Source organism: Aquabacterium sp. (assembly GCF_035476535.1).
GTDB lineage: Bacteria > Pseudomonadota > Gammaproteobacteria > Burkholderiales > Burkholderiaceae_C > Pseudaquabacterium.
Genome location: NZ_DATILJ010000220.1, coordinates 10,843 through 25,040, shown reverse-complemented (window position 1 = coordinate 25,040; position 14,198 = coordinate 10,843). Strand labels below are relative to the sequence as shown.

Here is a 14,198-nt window from a genome sequence, read left to right as displayed (position 1 = left end):
CGCAACTACTCCGCTGCGCGCCGCAAGGTGTCCATCACCGGCCTGCGCAGCACCTCGCGCAGGCCCCACCAGCCGGCCATCAGCGCCAGCACCGCGCCGACCAGCGTGCCGCCCAGCGGCACCCAGGGCGACGGCGCCCAGCTGAACTCGAACACCTGGCGCGCCAGCACGCCGCCCACCGCCACGGCGGCCAGCGAAGCCAGCAGGCCGGCCAGTGCGCCCACGCCCAGCAGCTCGGCGCGCTGCATCTGCCGCAGCAGCGCACTGCCGGCACCCACCGCGCGCATCACCGCGTATTCACGCGAACGGCTCTCGCGCGTGGAGGCCACCGCGGCGAACAGCACCACCAGGCCGGCCGCGAGCGTGAAGCCGAACAGGAACTCCACCGCGCGGATCACCTGGTCCAGCACGCGCTGCACCTGCGCCAGCGAGGCCGAAACATCGACGTTGGTGATGTTCGGAAACTGCCGCGACAGCGCACGGTCGAAGCCCGGCGTGGCCGGTGCGCGGAAAGCACTGATGTAGCTGACCGGCACGTCCTCCAACTTGGCCGTCGGGAACATCACGAAGAAGTTCACCCGCATCGAGCCCCAGTCCACCTTGCGCAGGCTGGTGATGCGACCTTCCTTCTTCAGCCCGCCGATGTCGAAGCGCAGCGTGTCCCCGAGCTTCAGGCCCAGGGTTTCGGCCAGGCCTGATTCCACGCTCAGCGCATCCGCTTCATCGGCCACCCACTGGCCGGCGCTGAGCGTGTTGTGGCCGGGCATCGCGGCGGCATGGCTGATGTTGAACTCGCGCTCGACCAGGCGCTGCGCACGGTCGTCGGCGTAGGCGCCCGGCGCGACGTCCTTGCCGTTCACCGCCGCCAGCCGGCCGCGGATCATCGGGTACCAGTCGTAACGCGCAACACCGGCGGCCTTGAGGCTGGCCTGGAAGGCATCGGCCTGCTCGGGCTGCAGGTTGATGATGAAGCGGTTCGGCGCCTCCTTGGGCGTGGCCTGGCGCCAGGCCGCGATCAGGTCGGTGCGCAGCAGCACCAGCAGCACCAGCGCCAGCAGGCCCACCGCCAGCGCCGACACCTGCAGGACCGCGAACGCCGGCCGCGCAGCAAGCTGACGCGTGGCCAGCACCAGCCAGCGTGGCGCGCTGGCGCCCAGGGTCCACCAGCGCGGTGCGCTGGTGCCGGCGACGGCACGGCGCAGCAGCCACACTGCCGCCCAGGCCAGCAGCGCGAAGACGACGATGGCCGCGGCAAAACCACCCACCGCGATCAGCCCCATGCGCAGGTCCGACGAGGCCGCCACCAGCAGCGCCGCGAAGCCCGCCGTGCCAGCCAGCAGCACGCCCAGCGACGCGGGTTTGAGGCCGCCCACATCACGCCTTATCACCCGCAGCGGCGGCACACGCGCCAGCTGCAGCACCGGCGGCAGGCCGAAGGCGAACAGCAGCGTCATGCCGACACCGATGCCGAATGCCGCCGGGCCGAAGGTGGCCGCCGGCAGATCGGCCTCGACCAGGCCGGCGAGCAGCCGCACGAAGACGAAATGCACCGCAAAGCCCAGCGCCACGCCCAGGCCGCTGGCCAGCAGCCCGACCGCGCCGAACTCCAGCGCATAGGCGCCGGCAATCGCGCGCTGCGGCGCGCCGAGCACCCGCAACATCGCGCAATCGTCGAGATGGCGCTGGGCAAAGTCACGCGCCGCAATCGCCACCGCCACCGCGGCCAGCAGGGCGGCCAGCAGGGCCACGAGGTTCAGGAAACGCTGCGCCCGGTCCAGCGTCTGCCGCATCTCGGGCCGGCCCGATTCCAGCGATTCGATGCGCAGGCCGCGCAGCTTGGCGCTGCCGATCTCGGCGTTGGCCCAGCGCACGAATTCGCGCACCGCCGGCTGCGCTGCGTCGGGGCCGGCCACGGCCAGCCGGTAGGTCACGCGGCTGGCCGGCTGCACCAGCCCGGTGGCGGCTAGGTCGTCGGCATGCAGCATCACCCGCGGCGCGAAGCTGGAGAAGCCGGCGCCGCGGTCGGGTTCCAGCACGATCAGGCGGTCGATCACGAAGCGCTGCTCGCCCAGCAGCAGCCCATCGCCGACCGCCAGCTGCAGCGCATCCACCAGCGCCACGTCGACCCACACGCGGCCGCGCGGCGGGCCGGCGGCCACCGCCTGCTCGGGCGCATCGGGGCCGGCCTTCACGCGCATCTTGCCGCGCAGCGGGTAGCCGTCGGTCACCGCCTTGATCGATGCGAGCCGCGCTTCGCCGCCCTTGTCGTCCGGCGCGCGCGCCATGCTGGGGAAGGCCGTGGTGTTCACCGCCTGCAGCCCGAGTTCACGCGCCTTGGCGGCGATGCCGGGCGGCGCCGGCTGGTCGCTGGCCACCACCGCGTCGCCGCCCAGCAGCTGGCGCGCATCACGCGACAAAGCGGCATCGAGCCGGCTGGCGAAGAAGCCCACCGCCGTCAGTGCCGCGACCGCGAGCATCACCGCCACCATCAGCAGCCGCAGTTCGCCGGCGCGGAAATCACGCCAACCCTGGCGCCAGGCCAGGCCCCACATCGACACGGGCAAGGAATCACGCTTCATGGGGCGCGACGGTACACCACAAGCCAGGCCGGCTGAACCATGCGTGCAATGGCTTTCAATGTCGGTCGCAGACCCCGCTGCTGTAATGAACGGCATGGACACGCGCACCCTGCCCCCGGTCTTCCTCTCCCACGGCTCGCCGATGACGGCGCTGGAGCCCGGCGCCGCCGGCGACTTCTGGCGTCAATTGGGCCCGGCGCTGGATGCCATGGCCGCCAGACCCCGGGCGATCCTGGCGGTGTCGGCCCATTCGCTGGCACGTGAACCGGTGCTGATGGCCGCGGCGCGGCACCCGACGGTGCATGATTTCAGCGGCTTTCCCGATGCGCTCTACCGCCTGAACTACGACAGCGCCGGCGCGCCCGCGCTGGCCGAACGGGTGGCCGGCTTGCTGCGGGAGGCCGGCGTGACGGTGCATGTCGTCGACGAAGGCGGGCTGGACCACGGCATCTGGTCGCCGCTGCGTTTCACCTACCCGCAGGCCGACATTCCGGTGCTGCCGCTGGCCTTTCCGCCCGACTGGTCACCGGCCCGGCTGTTTGCGCTGGGCGAGGCGCTGGCCCCGCTGGCCGCCGAAGGGGTGTGGCTGATGGGCACCGGCAGCATCACGCACAACTTGCGCCTGCTGTTCGGCGCCGCCGGCCGGCCCGCGCTGGATGCGCCGGAGATTCCGGCCAGCGCGGCCTTCCGCACCTGGTTTGCCGAGCGCAGTGCGGCTGCGGATTGGTCCGCGTTGTTGGACTACCGGCGGCAGGCGCCGCAGGCGGTGCTGATGCACCCGACGGACGAACACTTGCTGCCCTGGTTCGTGACGGCCGGTGCGGGCGGTCGCTCGGCTGCGCCGCAGCGCATCCACGACAGCCTGACCTATGGCTGCCTGGGCATGGATGCGTATGCGTTCGGGTCGTCGGCACCCGCGCTGGCAGCGCCGCTCACGACACGCGCAGCGCCGGCATGAGCCTGCGCAAGCGCGTCGATCCGGCGCCGGCTTCCTGCAGCATCAGGCGCAGCGCCTTGTCGGCCGCCATCGGGCGCGCGCACAGGAAGCCCTGCACTTCGTCGCAGCCCAGGCGACCCAGGATGTCGCGTTGCGCGGCGGTTTCCACGCCCTCGGCGACCACCCGCATCTCCAGCGCGTGCGCCATGCTGACGATGGCCCGGCAGATCGCCTCGCCCGCGGGCGTTTCGATCGCATTGACAAAGCTGCGGTCGACTTTCAGCGCGTCGATGTCGAACTGCTGCAAGGCCGCCAGCGACGAGTAGCCGGTCCCGAAGTCGTCCACCGAGATGCTCACGCCCAAGGCGCGCACACTGCTCAGCAGCTCGCGCGCCTGCGCGGCATCGACGACCAGCGAACTCTCGGTCAGCTCCAGCTGCAGCTGCGCACCGCGAACCCCATGACGCTCCAGCGCGTCGTTGACATGCCGGGCGAAATCGCCGTCGCGCAACTGCAGCGCCGAGACGTTCACCGCCACGTGCTGCCAGCCGGCGCCGGCGTCGTGCCATTCGCGCAGCTGGCGCACCGCGCGTTCGAGCACCCAGCGTCCGAGGTCGACGATCAGCCCGGCCTCCTCGGCCAGCGCGATGAACTCGCCCGGTCCGATCACGCCGCGCTGGGGATGGCGCCAGCGCACCAGCGCTTCGTGCCCGGTGAGACCGCCATCGCGCAGGCTGAACTTGGGCTGGTAGTCGAGGAACAGCTCGTCCCGCGCGATGGCCAGCGCCAACTCGCGCGTGCGCTCGGCCCGTTCCAGGGTCTGCACCGCCATGGAGTCGTCGTAGACCAGGCACAGGCCCTTGCCGCCGAGCTTGGCCCGGTACATCGCGGTGTCGGCGAAGCGCATCAGGTCGGAGGCCGTCGTCGCATGCAGCGGCATCAGCGAGATGCCGATCGACGCCCGCGCCTGCACCTCGCGGTCGCGGATGCGTTGCGGCACGGCCAAGGCGTCCAGGATGCGCTGGCCGATGCCGCGCGCTTCATCGACATCGCGCAAGTTGCTCAGCAGCACGGTGAACTCGTCGCCGCCGAGGCGGCAGACACGGTCGTCCTCGCGCACGGCGCCCAGCAGCATCTCGCTCACCCGTTGCAGCAGCGCATCGCCGGCCTCGTGGCCCATCGTGTCGTTGACATCCTTGAAGTTGTCCAGGTCGACGAACACCAGCCCGAACACCTGCGGCCGGCGCTGCGTGCTCAGCACCGCCTTGTCGAGCAGCTCCTGGAAGCTGCGGCGGTTGGGCAGACCGGTGAGGATGTCGATCGTGGCCAGGCGGCGCAGATGGGTTTCCTTGGTCGCGAACTTGCGCATCGCCACGCTGGTCACGGTGACCAGGCTCATCACCACGAACACCGCAGCGAAGACGATGGCCCAGGTGGTGGTAACGCGTGCCGAGAGCTCTTTCATCGCCACCGCCTCGCTCAAGCCCACGCTCACTGCCAGCAGCGCGGTGGGTGAACCGGCCGTTGCCAACAGCAGCCGATGGGTGTTGTGCGGCGCCCGCGCCGGCGGCAGCGGCGTCGCGCCGCGCAGCGCCTGCTGCAGCGCGGCGTCTCCCACGTGCCGCGGATCGATGCCGCGGTTGACATCGAGCACGGTGACACCGTTGCCGTCGCTCAGGCGCAGCCAGCCGGCCTGGCCATCGAGCGCGCTGCTGAAGACGCCGGCGAACACCTCCGCATCGACCAGGTAGACGATGGCCGAGACGCTGCCCGGCAGCGCCAGTGGATGGACCACCGGCACGACGAGCTGGCCGCTGCCGTCCAGCGCCACGGCCGGCAGCACGCCCGGCGCCGTGCCGCGGCGCTGCTTGAGCAGCAGCAACATGCGCCTGGCCTGGGGGCCGTCGAGGCCCGGGCCGGCACTGCTGGCGCGCACCTGGCCATCGCCGTCGATCGCGAAGGCGCGGATGCGCCGGTCGAGCAGACCCACACCCGCCGCGAACTGCGCCGTCAGACGGTCGGCGCTGCCGGCATGCTGCTGCGCGACACGCACCGAGTAGGTGGCCTGGTGCAACAGTGCGAACACCTGCGTGGCCGTGGCATCCACCGCCTTGGCGCTGGCGGAAGCGAAGCGGAAGGCCTTGTCGTACTCGCTTTGACGGCTGACCTCCACGCGCCAGACCGATGCGATCAGCACCGCCATGCTCAGCACGGCACCGACCAGCATCAGGGCCCACGGGCCATAACGAAACAGCGGCGCAGCCGCCAGGAACTCGTCCTGTTCGACAGGCCGCAGGCGGTTCACAGCCGCTCCACCCCGCTTGCTACAACGGGGCGTCGCCGTCGCGGAGCGTGGAGGTGTGCTTGTCATCGAGGGCTATGGAGTCTGGAAAGGGCTGGGGCCTGACTCCGTTATCGACACCTCGCGCCAAGTCTTGACAGCAAGACCGAAATTTGCCGTGAATCGTTGGGCGCGGCTCAGCGCGCGCTCGGCAGCGCCCCCATCACGCCCTGCACCAACCAATCCATGCCCGCGATCTGCGCGTCACCCAGTGCGCCTTGCGCAAGCCGCGTCTGCCCGCTGTTATCCACCAGCAGGCCCGAGAACGGCTTGAACGTGCCGTTGACGATCTGCGCCCGCTTGGCCTCCAGATCCGCCTTCAGCGCCGCCGGCAGCGCGGGGTTCAGGGCCGAGAGCTGCACAAAGCCTTCCTTCATGCTGCCCCACACCGGCTTCGGCGCCCAGCGGCCGGCGATCACCGCCTGCGCCACCTGGGTGTAGTAGCCGCCCCAGTGGTGCGTGACCGAGGCCAGCTGCGCCTTGGGCGCGAACTTGCTCATGTCGCTCTGGTAAGAAACCACCGAAACGCCCTTCTCCTCGGCCGTTTGCGGCACGGCCGGCGAACCGCTGTGATTGGTCAGCACATCGGCGCCCTGGTTGATCAGCGCCAGCGCGGCCTCACGTTCACGCGCCGGATCGAACCAGGTGTTCAGCCACACCAGCTTGACCTCGGCCTTGGGATTGGCCGCGCGCATGCCGAGCGTGAAGGCATTGATGCCCTGCACCACTTCGGGCACCGGAAAGCCCGCCACGTAGCCGGCCACGCCGCTCTTGCTGCTGCGCCCGGCCAGGTAGCCAGCGAGCCAGCGCGCCTCGTAATAGCGCGCGTTGTACGTGGTGAGGTTGGCCGCGGTCTTGTAGCCGCCGGCATGCTCGAACTTCACGCCGGGAAAGTCTGCCGCCACCCGCAGCGCCGGCTCCAAGTAGCCGAAGCTGGTGGCAAAGATCAGGCCGCAGCCTTGCGACGCCAGGTCGCGCATCACGCGCTCGCTGTCGGCGCCTTCGGCCACCGCTTCGACGAAGCGCGTCTTCACCTGCTCGCCCAGCGCTTTCTCCATCGCCTGCCGGCCCTGGTCGTGCTGGAAGCTCCAGCCCGCCTGGCCCACCGGGCTGACATAGACAAAGCAGGCCTGCAGCGGGGCGGCGTGTGCAACAGGGTGAATGGCCGACACGGCCAGGACAAACGCAGCCAGGCCGGCGCGCTTGAGGTTTTTGTACATGGTTGTACCTCGACATGGCCCCGGGTTGAAATGGCAAACGCCGGCTTCGGGGGCACGAATCCGGCGCAGAGGGCGATTGTCGCCGATCAGGGGAATCCCCAGGATCACTCAAGGAAACCCCCAAGCTGGCCTGCTGCTTGCAATGCTGAATCCAGACGTAGCATTCGCGCACCGTTAGAAGGAGGCACACGATGACTTCGATTTGCAAAGGCTTCAACCGAGCCGCTCTCGCTTTGGCCGTCGCGCTGGTGATCCCGGCTGTGCAGGCCAAGACCCTGGTCTATTGCTCGGAAGGTTCACCCGAGAACTTCACCCCCGCACTCAACACCACCGGCACCAGCTTCGATGCCGCGCGCCCGGTGTACGACAAGCTGACGCAGTTCACGCGCGGCTCGACGCAGGTCGAACCGGCGCTGGCCGAGAGCTGGACCGTCTCGCCCGACGGCAAGGTCTTCACCTTCAAGCTGCGCAAGGGCGTGAAGTTCCACTCGGGCATCAACGGCTTCAAGCCGACCCGCGACTTCAATGCCGACGACGTGCTGTTCTCGTTCGAGCGCCAATGGAAGGCCGACCACCCCTACGCCAAGATCTCCGGCGGCAAGTACGACTACTTTGCCGACATGGGCCTGCCCGACGATCTGCAAACCATCGAGAAGGTCGACCCGCTGACCGTGAAGATCACGCTCAAGCGCGCCAATGTCACGATGCTGGCCAACCTGGCGATGGACTTCGCCAGCATCCACAGCGCTGAATATGCCGACATGCTGGCCAAGGCCAACAAGAAGGAGCAGTTCGACCAGCAGCCGGTGGGCACCGGCCCGTTCTCGTTCGTGATGTACCAGAAGGACGCGGTGATCCGCTACAAGGCCAACAAGGACTTCTGGGGCGCGGCCGGCGAAAAGGCCCTGGTCGACGACCTGGTGTTCGCGATCACGCCCGATCCCACCGCGCGCTACAGCAAGCTGAAGGCCGGCGAGTGCCATTTCGTCATCGCGCCGCGCCCGGCCGACCTGCCGGAGATGCAGAAAGACGCCAGCCTGAAGCTGATCAACCAGCCCGGCCTGAACATCGCGTACTGGGCCTTCAACACGCAGAAACCGCCCTTCGACAAGAAGGAGGTGCGGCAGGCACTGTCGATGGCTATCGACAAGGCGGCGATCATCAAGGACGTCTACCTGGGTGCCGGCCAGGCCGCGAAGAACCTGATCCCGCCGACGCTGTGGTCGTACAACGACACGGTGAAGGACTATGCCTTCGACGCCGCCAAGGCCAAGGACCTGCTGGCCAAGGCCGGCGTGAAGACGCCGCTGGAGATCGACCTCTGGTACATGCCGGTGCAGCGGCCGTACAACCCCAACGCCAAGCGCATTGCCGAGATGATGCAGGCCGACCTGGCCAAGGTCGGCGTCAACGCCAAGCTGGTGACCTACGAGTGGGGCGAGTACCGCAAGCGCATGCAGCAGGGTGAACACATCACCGGCATGCTGGGCTGGACCGGCGACAACGGCGACCCGGACAACTTCTTCTTCCTGCGCGGCTGCGACGCCGCCCGCCCCGGCGGCCAGAACCTCAGCAAGTGGTGCAACAAGGAATTCGACGGCCGGCTGGAGAAGGCCCGCACGATTGCCGATGTCAAGGAGCGCACCAAGCTGTACCAGGAGATGCAGGTCATCGAGCATGACGACGCCCCTGACATGAAGATCGCCCATTCGGTGGTCTACGAGGTGATGCGCAAGGAAGTCAACGGCTACAAGCAGAGCCCGTTCGGCTCGCACCAGTTCAATGGGGTGGAGTTGAAGTAGTCCGGTGGCACCGATGTGATGTGATGGGATGTGATGCACTACACTGCATCACATTGCACCGCAGGAGCCGGCGATGAACACCCCCAGCACCAAGGACAGCCAGGTCAGCATGCGGCTGCCGGGTGAGCTGAAAGAGCGCATCGAGACTTACGCGCAGATGACCGGCCGCAGCAAGAGCCATGTCGCGATGGAGGCCCTGGCCGAGTATCTCGACGGTCGCCTGCCGCAGATCGCCGATCTGAAGCAGGCGGTCGAGGCCGCCGACCGCGGCGAGTTCGCGACGGACGCAGAGGTGCAGGCGGTGCTGAAGCGACATGCCGTTGTCAAGACGCCGGTCAAGAAGGCGAGCATCAAGCGCCGCGCATGAAGCTGCGCTGGAGCCGCCGGGCGCTGGCAGACCTGCGGCGCCTGACCGACAAGATTGCCGCGGATGACAAGCCCCTGGCGGCGCAGGCCTTCACCGATGCGCTGGTCGACAAACTGAGCCGGCTCGAAGAGTTCCCGCTACTTGGGCGGGCCGGCGCCTACGAAGACACACGCGAGTTGATCGTGCACCGCAACTACCTCGTCACGTACCGCCTGCGCGCCGATGAAATCCAGCTGCTGCAGATCTGGCACGTGGCGCGTGAACGTCGGCGCTGACGCACCCGGCCACTGTCAATAATCCGGCCATGGATCCGCTCCCCCTCGCACCCTACCGCTCCGCCATCGCGGAGCTGTGCCGTCGCCACGGCGTCGCCAGCCTGGCCCTGTTCGGTTCGGCCGCGCGGGGCGAATTCAAACCAGGCGCGAGCGACTACGACTTCCTGATCGAACTCGACCCGGCAGCGCCTGGATCGCGTGCAGCGCGTCTGGTGGACTTCGCCGAAGGGCTCGAGGCCCTGCTCGGTGCCCATGTCGACCTGGTCAATCCGCGCTACATCCGCAACCCGTACTTCGCGGCCGAAGTGGCCCGCACTCGCGTACCGATCTATGCTTGACCGCCGTCCGAAGCTGTTGGTTGACGCGCTCGGTGCGATCGACGCCGCCATGTCATTCGCCATCGGCAAATCGCTCGAGTCGTACGAGGCTGACCTGCTTCTGCGCTCTGGCGTTGAACGTCAGCTCGAAATCCTGGGCGAGGCCTGCGCTCGGCTGGTCAAGGAGCACGATGCCCTGTTCAACGAGATCCCAGCGACGCGCCTGGCAGTGGGATTGCGCAATCGCATCATCCACGGGTACGACGCCGTGGACGACGAAACCGTCTTCCGCACGGTACAGGACGACTTGCCTGGACTGCGCGCTACCTTGCAGCTCTGGTTGAGCCAACTGGAGCGCGCCGGCTGAATCCAGCCGGTACTCGAGTCGGCCCATGTTCCGCTTCCTGCTGCGCCGCCTGGCGCTGACCATCCCGACCTTCATCGCACTGATGTTCGTCACCTTCGTGGCGATCCGGCTGGTGCCGGGCGATCCGGTGGAGGTGCGGGTGGGCGAGCGCGGCATCAGCCCGGAGCGGCTGGCGATGTTCCGCCATGAGCTGGGGCTGGACCAGCCGGTGTGGAAGCAGTTCGCCGACTACGCCTGGCAGCTGCTGCATGGCGACTTCGGCACCTCGCTGGCCACGAACCAGAAGGTGCTGACCGAGTTTGCCGCGTTGTTCCCGGCGACCATCGAACTGTCACTGGCCGGCATGCTGTTCGCGGTGCTGCTGGGCATTCCCGCCGGCACCATCGCCGCCGCGCGCCGCGGCACGCTGTTCGACCAGACGCTGATGGGCCTGTCGGTCACCGGTTATTCGATGCCGATCTTCTGGTGGGGGCTGCTCTTGATCATGTTCGTCGCCGAACGCTGGGGCCTCACCCCCGTGTCCGGCCGCATCGACCTGATCAAGTTCTACTTCGAGCCGACCACCGGTTTCATGGTCATCGACGCCTGGTTGTCGGGCCAGGCGGGTGCGGTGAAGGACGCGCTGCACCACTTGGTGCTACCGGCCATCGTGCTCGGCACCATTCCCTTGGCCGTGATCGCGCGCATGACGCGTTCGGCGATGCTGGAAGTGCTGAGTGAAGACTATGTGCGCACGGCACGCGCCAAGGGCTTGCCGGCCTGGCGCGTGGTGGGCCTGCATGCGCTGCGCAATGCGCTGATCCCGGTGGTCACCATCATCGGGCTGCAGGTCGGCACGCTGATGGCCGGCGCGGTGCTCACCGAAACCATCTTCTCGTGGCCGGGCGTCGGCAAGTGGCTGATCGAATCGATCTCCCGCCGCGATTACCCGGCGCTGCAAGGCGGCGTGATGCTGATCTCCTCGATCGTGATCGGCGTCAACCTGCTGGTCGACCTGACCTATGGCCTGATCAACCCGAGGATCCGCCATGGCTGACGCCACCACCCTCCCCGTCGTGACGGCCTCACCGCCGCCGCAGAGCCCGCTGCGTGCGTTCTGGGCCAGCTTCCGCGAGAACCGTGGTGCGCTGGCCGGCTTGATCGTCGTGCTATTCATCGTCGCGGTGGCGATCCTGGCCGACCTGATCGCGCCGCATGCGCCGAACGAGCAGTTCCGCGAGGCCGTGCGTGCCGCGCCGATGTGGGCCGAAGGCGGCTCGTCGCGCTTCGTGCTCGGCACCGACAGCCTGGGCCGCGACATGCTGTCGCGGCTGATCCACGGTGCGCGCATCTCGCTGTTCATCGGCGTGGCGGTGATGGGCGTGTCCTTCATCGTCGGCGTGCTGATGGGGCTGGCCTGCGTGTCCCTCGGCAACACCGTGGACGTGCTGATCACGCGGCTGATGGACCTGATCATGGCCGTGCCCAGCCTGGTGCTGGCGATCCTGGTGGTGGCCGTGCTCGGGCCCAGCCTGACCAACACCATCGTCGCGGTGACCATCGTGTACTTGCCGCGTTATGTGCGGCTGGTGCGCGCCTCGGCGCTGGCCGAACTGGGCAAGGACTACGTGATCGCCGCGCGCGTGGCCGGCGTCGGGCCGTGGCGGCTGATGTTCACGACGGTGCTGCCGAACTGCCTGTCGCCGCTGATCGTGCAGGCCGCGCTCGGCGTGTCGGACGCCATCCTCGAAGCCGCGGCGCTGGGCTTCCTCGGCCTGGGCGCACAGCCGCCCACCGCCGAGTGGGGCACGATGCTGGCTGACGCCCGCGAGTTCATCCGCTCCAACCCCTGGCTGGTGACGCTGCCCGGCCTGGCGATCCTGGTCACCGTGGTGTCGATCAACTTGGCCGGCGACGGTCTGCGCGACGCGCTCGACCCCAAGATGCGCCGGTCATGAGCACACCCCTGCTGGATATCCGCGGTTTGCGCGTGCGCTTCGCGACACGGGGCGGCGCGTTCACGGCAGTGGATGGCATCGACGTCGTCGTCGAGCGCGACGAGGTGCTGGCCATCGTCGGCGAATCGGGTTCGGGCAAGTCGGTGGCGATGCTGGCGATCATGGGCCTGCTGCCGTGGACGGCCACCGTCACCGCCGAGCGCCTGGCCTTCGACGGCCAGGACATGAAAGTGCTGACGCCCAAACAGCGCAGGGCCTTGATCGGCCGCGACATCGCGATGGTGTTCCAGGAGCCGATGTCCTCGCTGAACCCCTGCTTCACCGTCGGCTACCAGATCGGCGAGGCGCTGGCCACGCACCTGCAGATGGACCGCAAGGCGCGCCGGCAGCGCGTGATGGAGTTGCTGGATCTGGTGGGCATTCCCGACGCCGCGCGCCGCGCCTCGGCCTTCCCGCACCAGCTCTCGGGCGGCATGTGCCAGCGCGTGATGATCGCGATGGCGCTGGCCTGCAAGCCGCGCCTGCTGATCGCCGACGAGCCGACCACCGCGCTGGACGTCACCATCCAGGCGCAGATCCTCGACCTGCTGCTGGGCCTGAAGAAGAGCAGCGGCATGGCGCTGGTGCTGATCACCCACGACCTGGGCGTGGTGGCCGAAACCGCCGACCGCGTGATCGTGCAGTACGCCGGCCGGCAGGTGGAAACCGCAGCCGCCGACGCGCTGTTCACCGACCCGCACCACCCCTACACCGCGGCAATGCTGGCCGCGCTGCCCGAACATGCGCACGGCCGGCGGCTGGCCGCCATTCCGGGCGTGGTACCGGGACAGTTCGACCGGCCGCCGGGCTGCCTGTTTGCGCCGCGCTGCGCCTTCGTGCAAGCGGCTTGCGCGGTGGCCCCGAAGCCGGCGGGTGCGGACCTGGGCCGGGCACTGTGCATCACGCCATTGCGGCAAGGGCAAGCCGTCACGCTGTCAGCGGAGCCGTCGGCATGACCGTCGTCTTGACCGCCGACAACCTGCACCGCCATTACGCGGTACGGCGCGGCCTGTTCGCCGGGCCGGCCACCGTGCGCGCGCTGGCCGGCGTGTCGTTCAGCGTCGAGGCCGGCCGCACCTTGGCCGTGGTCGGTGAATCGGGCTGCGGCAAGAGCACGCTGGCGCGGCTGCTGACGATGATCGAGCTGCCCACCGAAGGCCGGCTGCTGATCGACGGCGCCGACGTGGTGGCCGCCGACGCCACACTGCGCCGCCAGCTGCGCCGCGCGGTGCAGATCGTGTTCCAGAACCCCTACGGTTCGCTGAACCCACGCCAGACCGTGGGGGATGCCTTGATGGAGCCGCTGCTGGTCAACGGCGACAAGGACGCCGCGCACCGCGAACACGCCGCGCGCGACATGCTGCGCCAGGTCGGCCTGCGGGACGAGCACTTCAGCCGCTATCCGCACATGTTCTCCGGCGGCCAGCGCCAGCGCGTCGCGATTGCCCGCGCGCTGATGCTCAAACCCCGCGTGCTGGTGCTGGACGAACCGGTGTCGGCGCTGGACGTGTCGATCCGCGCGCAGGTGCTGAACCTGCTGGTCGACCTGCAGCAGGCGCTGGGCGTGGCCTATGTGTTCATCTCGCACGACCTGGGCGTGGTGCGGCATGTGGCCGATGACGTGGCGGTGATGTACCTGGGCCGCATCGTCGAGCAAGGCCCGCGCGAGCAGGTCTTCGCCGAACCGCAACATCCCTACACCCAGGCGCTGCTGTCGGCCACGCCGACGGTGGATGCCAAAGCCCGGCGCCAGCGCATCATCCTGCAGGGCGAACTGCCCTCGCCGATCAGGCCGCCCAGCGGCTGCGCGTTCCATACGCGCTGCCCGGAAGCGGTGGCCCGCTGCAGCACCGAGACGCCGGAGTTGCTGCCGATGAAGGCACCGGCAACGCAGCGCGTGTCCTGTCTGCTGCGCCATCCCGGCTAGACACGGCAACCGGGCTTGTCCGGTGTTCTTGACACGCCAGGTCGAGGAATCACGACAGCAGCCGGCGGCATGACCCGCCCTACAGCAGCG

General features: G+C 68.7%; 13 protein-coding genes. 10 read left to right on the top strand and 3 right to left on the bottom strand.

Annotated elements, in window-relative coordinates; translation table 11 throughout:
• Positions 1 to 5: 5 nt before the first annotated feature.
• A complete protein-coding gene (locus tag VLK61_RS21620) occupies positions 6 to 2,579 on the bottom strand; it encodes an ABC transporter permease (RefSeq protein WP_325423803.1) in 2,574 nt (857 codons plus the stop codon).
• A 94-nt stretch (positions 2,580 to 2,673) separates the two neighbouring features.
• Between VLK61_RS21620 and VLK61_RS21615 the strand changes: the two genes are divergently transcribed.
• The gene (locus VLK61_RS21615; protein ID WP_325423801.1) at positions 2,674 to 3,537 is read left to right on the top strand and encodes a dioxygenase; all 864 of its coding nucleotides are present in this window, start codon (positions 2,674 to 2,676) and stop codon (positions 3,535 to 3,537) included.
• Here the strand turns inward: VLK61_RS21615 and VLK61_RS21610 are convergent.
• On the bottom strand, positions 3,512 to 5,821 hold the full coding sequence (locus tag VLK61_RS21610) for a putative bifunctional diguanylate cyclase/phosphodiesterase (protein ID WP_325423799.1): 2,310 nt from the start codon (positions 5,819 to 5,821) through the stop codon (positions 3,512 to 3,514). The two genes, VLK61_RS21615 and VLK61_RS21610, sit on opposite strands and share 26 nt — an antisense overlap.
• A 173-nt stretch (positions 5,822 to 5,994) precedes the next feature.
• Positions 5,995 to 7,077 (bottom strand): BMP family ABC transporter substrate-binding protein, encoded by a 1,083-nt coding sequence (locus VLK61_RS21605; protein WP_325423797.1) that lies wholly within the window; start codon positions 7,075 to 7,077, stop codon positions 5,995 to 5,997.
• A gap of 191 nt (positions 7,078 to 7,268) precedes the next feature.
• Here VLK61_RS21605 and VLK61_RS21600 point away from each other — a divergent pair, with 191 nt between their 5' ends.
• The 9 genes from VLK61_RS21600 (at position 7,269) to VLK61_RS21560 (ending at position 14,108) form a co-directional block, all read left to right on the top strand.
• Complete coding sequence (locus VLK61_RS21600) at positions 7,269 to 8,879, top strand: ABC transporter substrate-binding protein (RefSeq protein WP_325423795.1); 1,611 nt, start codon at positions 7,269 to 7,271, stop codon at positions 8,877 to 8,879.
• A 73-nt stretch (positions 8,880 to 8,952) separates the two neighbouring features.
• Positions 8,953 to 9,246, top strand: a complete 294-nt coding sequence (locus VLK61_RS21595; RefSeq protein ID WP_325423793.1) for a CopG family ribbon-helix-helix protein — start codon at positions 8,953 to 8,955, stop codon at positions 9,244 to 9,246.
• The gene (locus VLK61_RS21590) at positions 9,243 to 9,521 is read left to right on the top strand and encodes a type II toxin-antitoxin system RelE/ParE family toxin (RefSeq protein WP_325423791.1); all 279 of its coding nucleotides are present in this window, start codon (positions 9,243 to 9,245) and stop codon (positions 9,519 to 9,521) included. Before VLK61_RS21595 ends, VLK61_RS21590 begins: the two co-directional genes overlap by 4 nt.
• 29 nt (positions 9,522 to 9,550) lie before the next feature.
• Complete coding sequence (locus VLK61_RS21585; RefSeq protein WP_325423789.1) at positions 9,551 to 9,859, top strand: nucleotidyltransferase family protein; 309 nt, start codon at positions 9,551 to 9,553, stop codon at positions 9,857 to 9,859.
• Positions 9,852 to 10,205 carry a DUF86 domain-containing protein gene (locus VLK61_RS21580; protein ID WP_325423788.1) on the top strand — a complete coding sequence of 118 codons (354 nt, stop codon included), beginning with the start codon at positions 9,852 to 9,854 and terminating at the stop codon, positions 10,203 to 10,205. Before VLK61_RS21585 ends, VLK61_RS21580 begins: the two co-directional genes overlap by 8 nt.
• Positions 10,206 to 10,230: 25 nt before the next feature.
• The gene (locus VLK61_RS21575) at positions 10,231 to 11,241 is read left to right on the top strand and encodes an ABC transporter permease subunit (protein WP_325423787.1); all 1,011 of its coding nucleotides are present in this window, start codon (positions 10,231 to 10,233) and stop codon (positions 11,239 to 11,241) included.
• A complete protein-coding gene (locus VLK61_RS21570) occupies positions 11,234 to 12,142 on the top strand; it encodes an ABC transporter permease subunit (RefSeq protein WP_325423786.1) in 909 nt (302 codons plus the stop codon). The genes VLK61_RS21575 and VLK61_RS21570 overlap by 8 nt, the downstream gene beginning before the upstream one ends.
• A complete protein-coding gene (locus tag VLK61_RS21565) occupies positions 12,139 to 13,137 on the top strand; it encodes an ABC transporter ATP-binding protein (protein ID WP_325423785.1) in 999 nt (332 codons plus the stop codon). The genes VLK61_RS21570 and VLK61_RS21565 overlap by 4 nt, the downstream gene beginning before the upstream one ends.
• Positions 13,134 to 14,108 (top strand): dipeptide ABC transporter ATP-binding protein, encoded by a 975-nt coding sequence (locus tag VLK61_RS21560; protein ID WP_325423784.1) that lies wholly within the window; start codon positions 13,134 to 13,136, stop codon positions 14,106 to 14,108. Before VLK61_RS21565 ends, VLK61_RS21560 begins: the two co-directional genes overlap by 4 nt.
• The last annotated feature ends 90 nt before the right edge of the window (positions 14,109 to 14,198 follow it).

Coding starts and splice junctions, on each gene's coding strand:
- VLK61_RS21595 (WP_325423793.1), top strand. CDS start 8,953: ATGAACACCCCCAGCACCAAGGACAGCCAGGTCAGCATGCGGCTGCCG.
- VLK61_RS21570 (WP_325423786.1), top strand. CDS start 11,234: ATGGCTGACGCCACCACCCTCCCCGTCGTGACGGCCTCACCGCCGCCG.
- VLK61_RS21580 (WP_325423788.1), top strand. CDS start 9,852: ATGCTTGACCGCCGTCCGAAGCTGTTGGTTGACGCGCTCGGTGCGATC.
- VLK61_RS21605 (WP_325423797.1), bottom strand. CDS start 7,077: ATGTACAAAAACCTCAAGCGCGCCGGCCTGGCTGCGTTTGTCCTGGCC.
- VLK61_RS21600 (WP_325423795.1), top strand. CDS start 7,269: ATGACTTCGATTTGCAAAGGCTTCAACCGAGCCGCTCTCGCTTTGGCC.
- VLK61_RS21615 (WP_325423801.1), top strand. CDS start 2,674: ATGGACACGCGCACCCTGCCCCCGGTCTTCCTCTCCCACGGCTCGCCG.
- VLK61_RS21560 (WP_325423784.1), top strand. CDS start 13,134: ATGACCGTCGTCTTGACCGCCGACAACCTGCACCGCCATTACGCGGTA.
- VLK61_RS21590 (WP_325423791.1), top strand. CDS start 9,243: ATGAAGCTGCGCTGGAGCCGCCGGGCGCTGGCAGACCTGCGGCGCCTG.
- VLK61_RS21620 (WP_325423803.1), bottom strand. CDS start 2,579: ATGAAGCGTGATTCCTTGCCCGTGTCGATGTGGGGCCTGGCCTGGCGC.
- VLK61_RS21565 (WP_325423785.1), top strand. CDS start 12,139: ATGAGCACACCCCTGCTGGATATCCGCGGTTTGCGCGTGCGCTTCGCG.
- VLK61_RS21585 (WP_325423789.1), top strand. CDS start 9,551: ATGGATCCGCTCCCCCTCGCACCCTACCGCTCCGCCATCGCGGAGCTG.
- VLK61_RS21575 (WP_325423787.1), top strand. CDS start 10,231: ATGTTCCGCTTCCTGCTGCGCCGCCTGGCGCTGACCATCCCGACCTTC.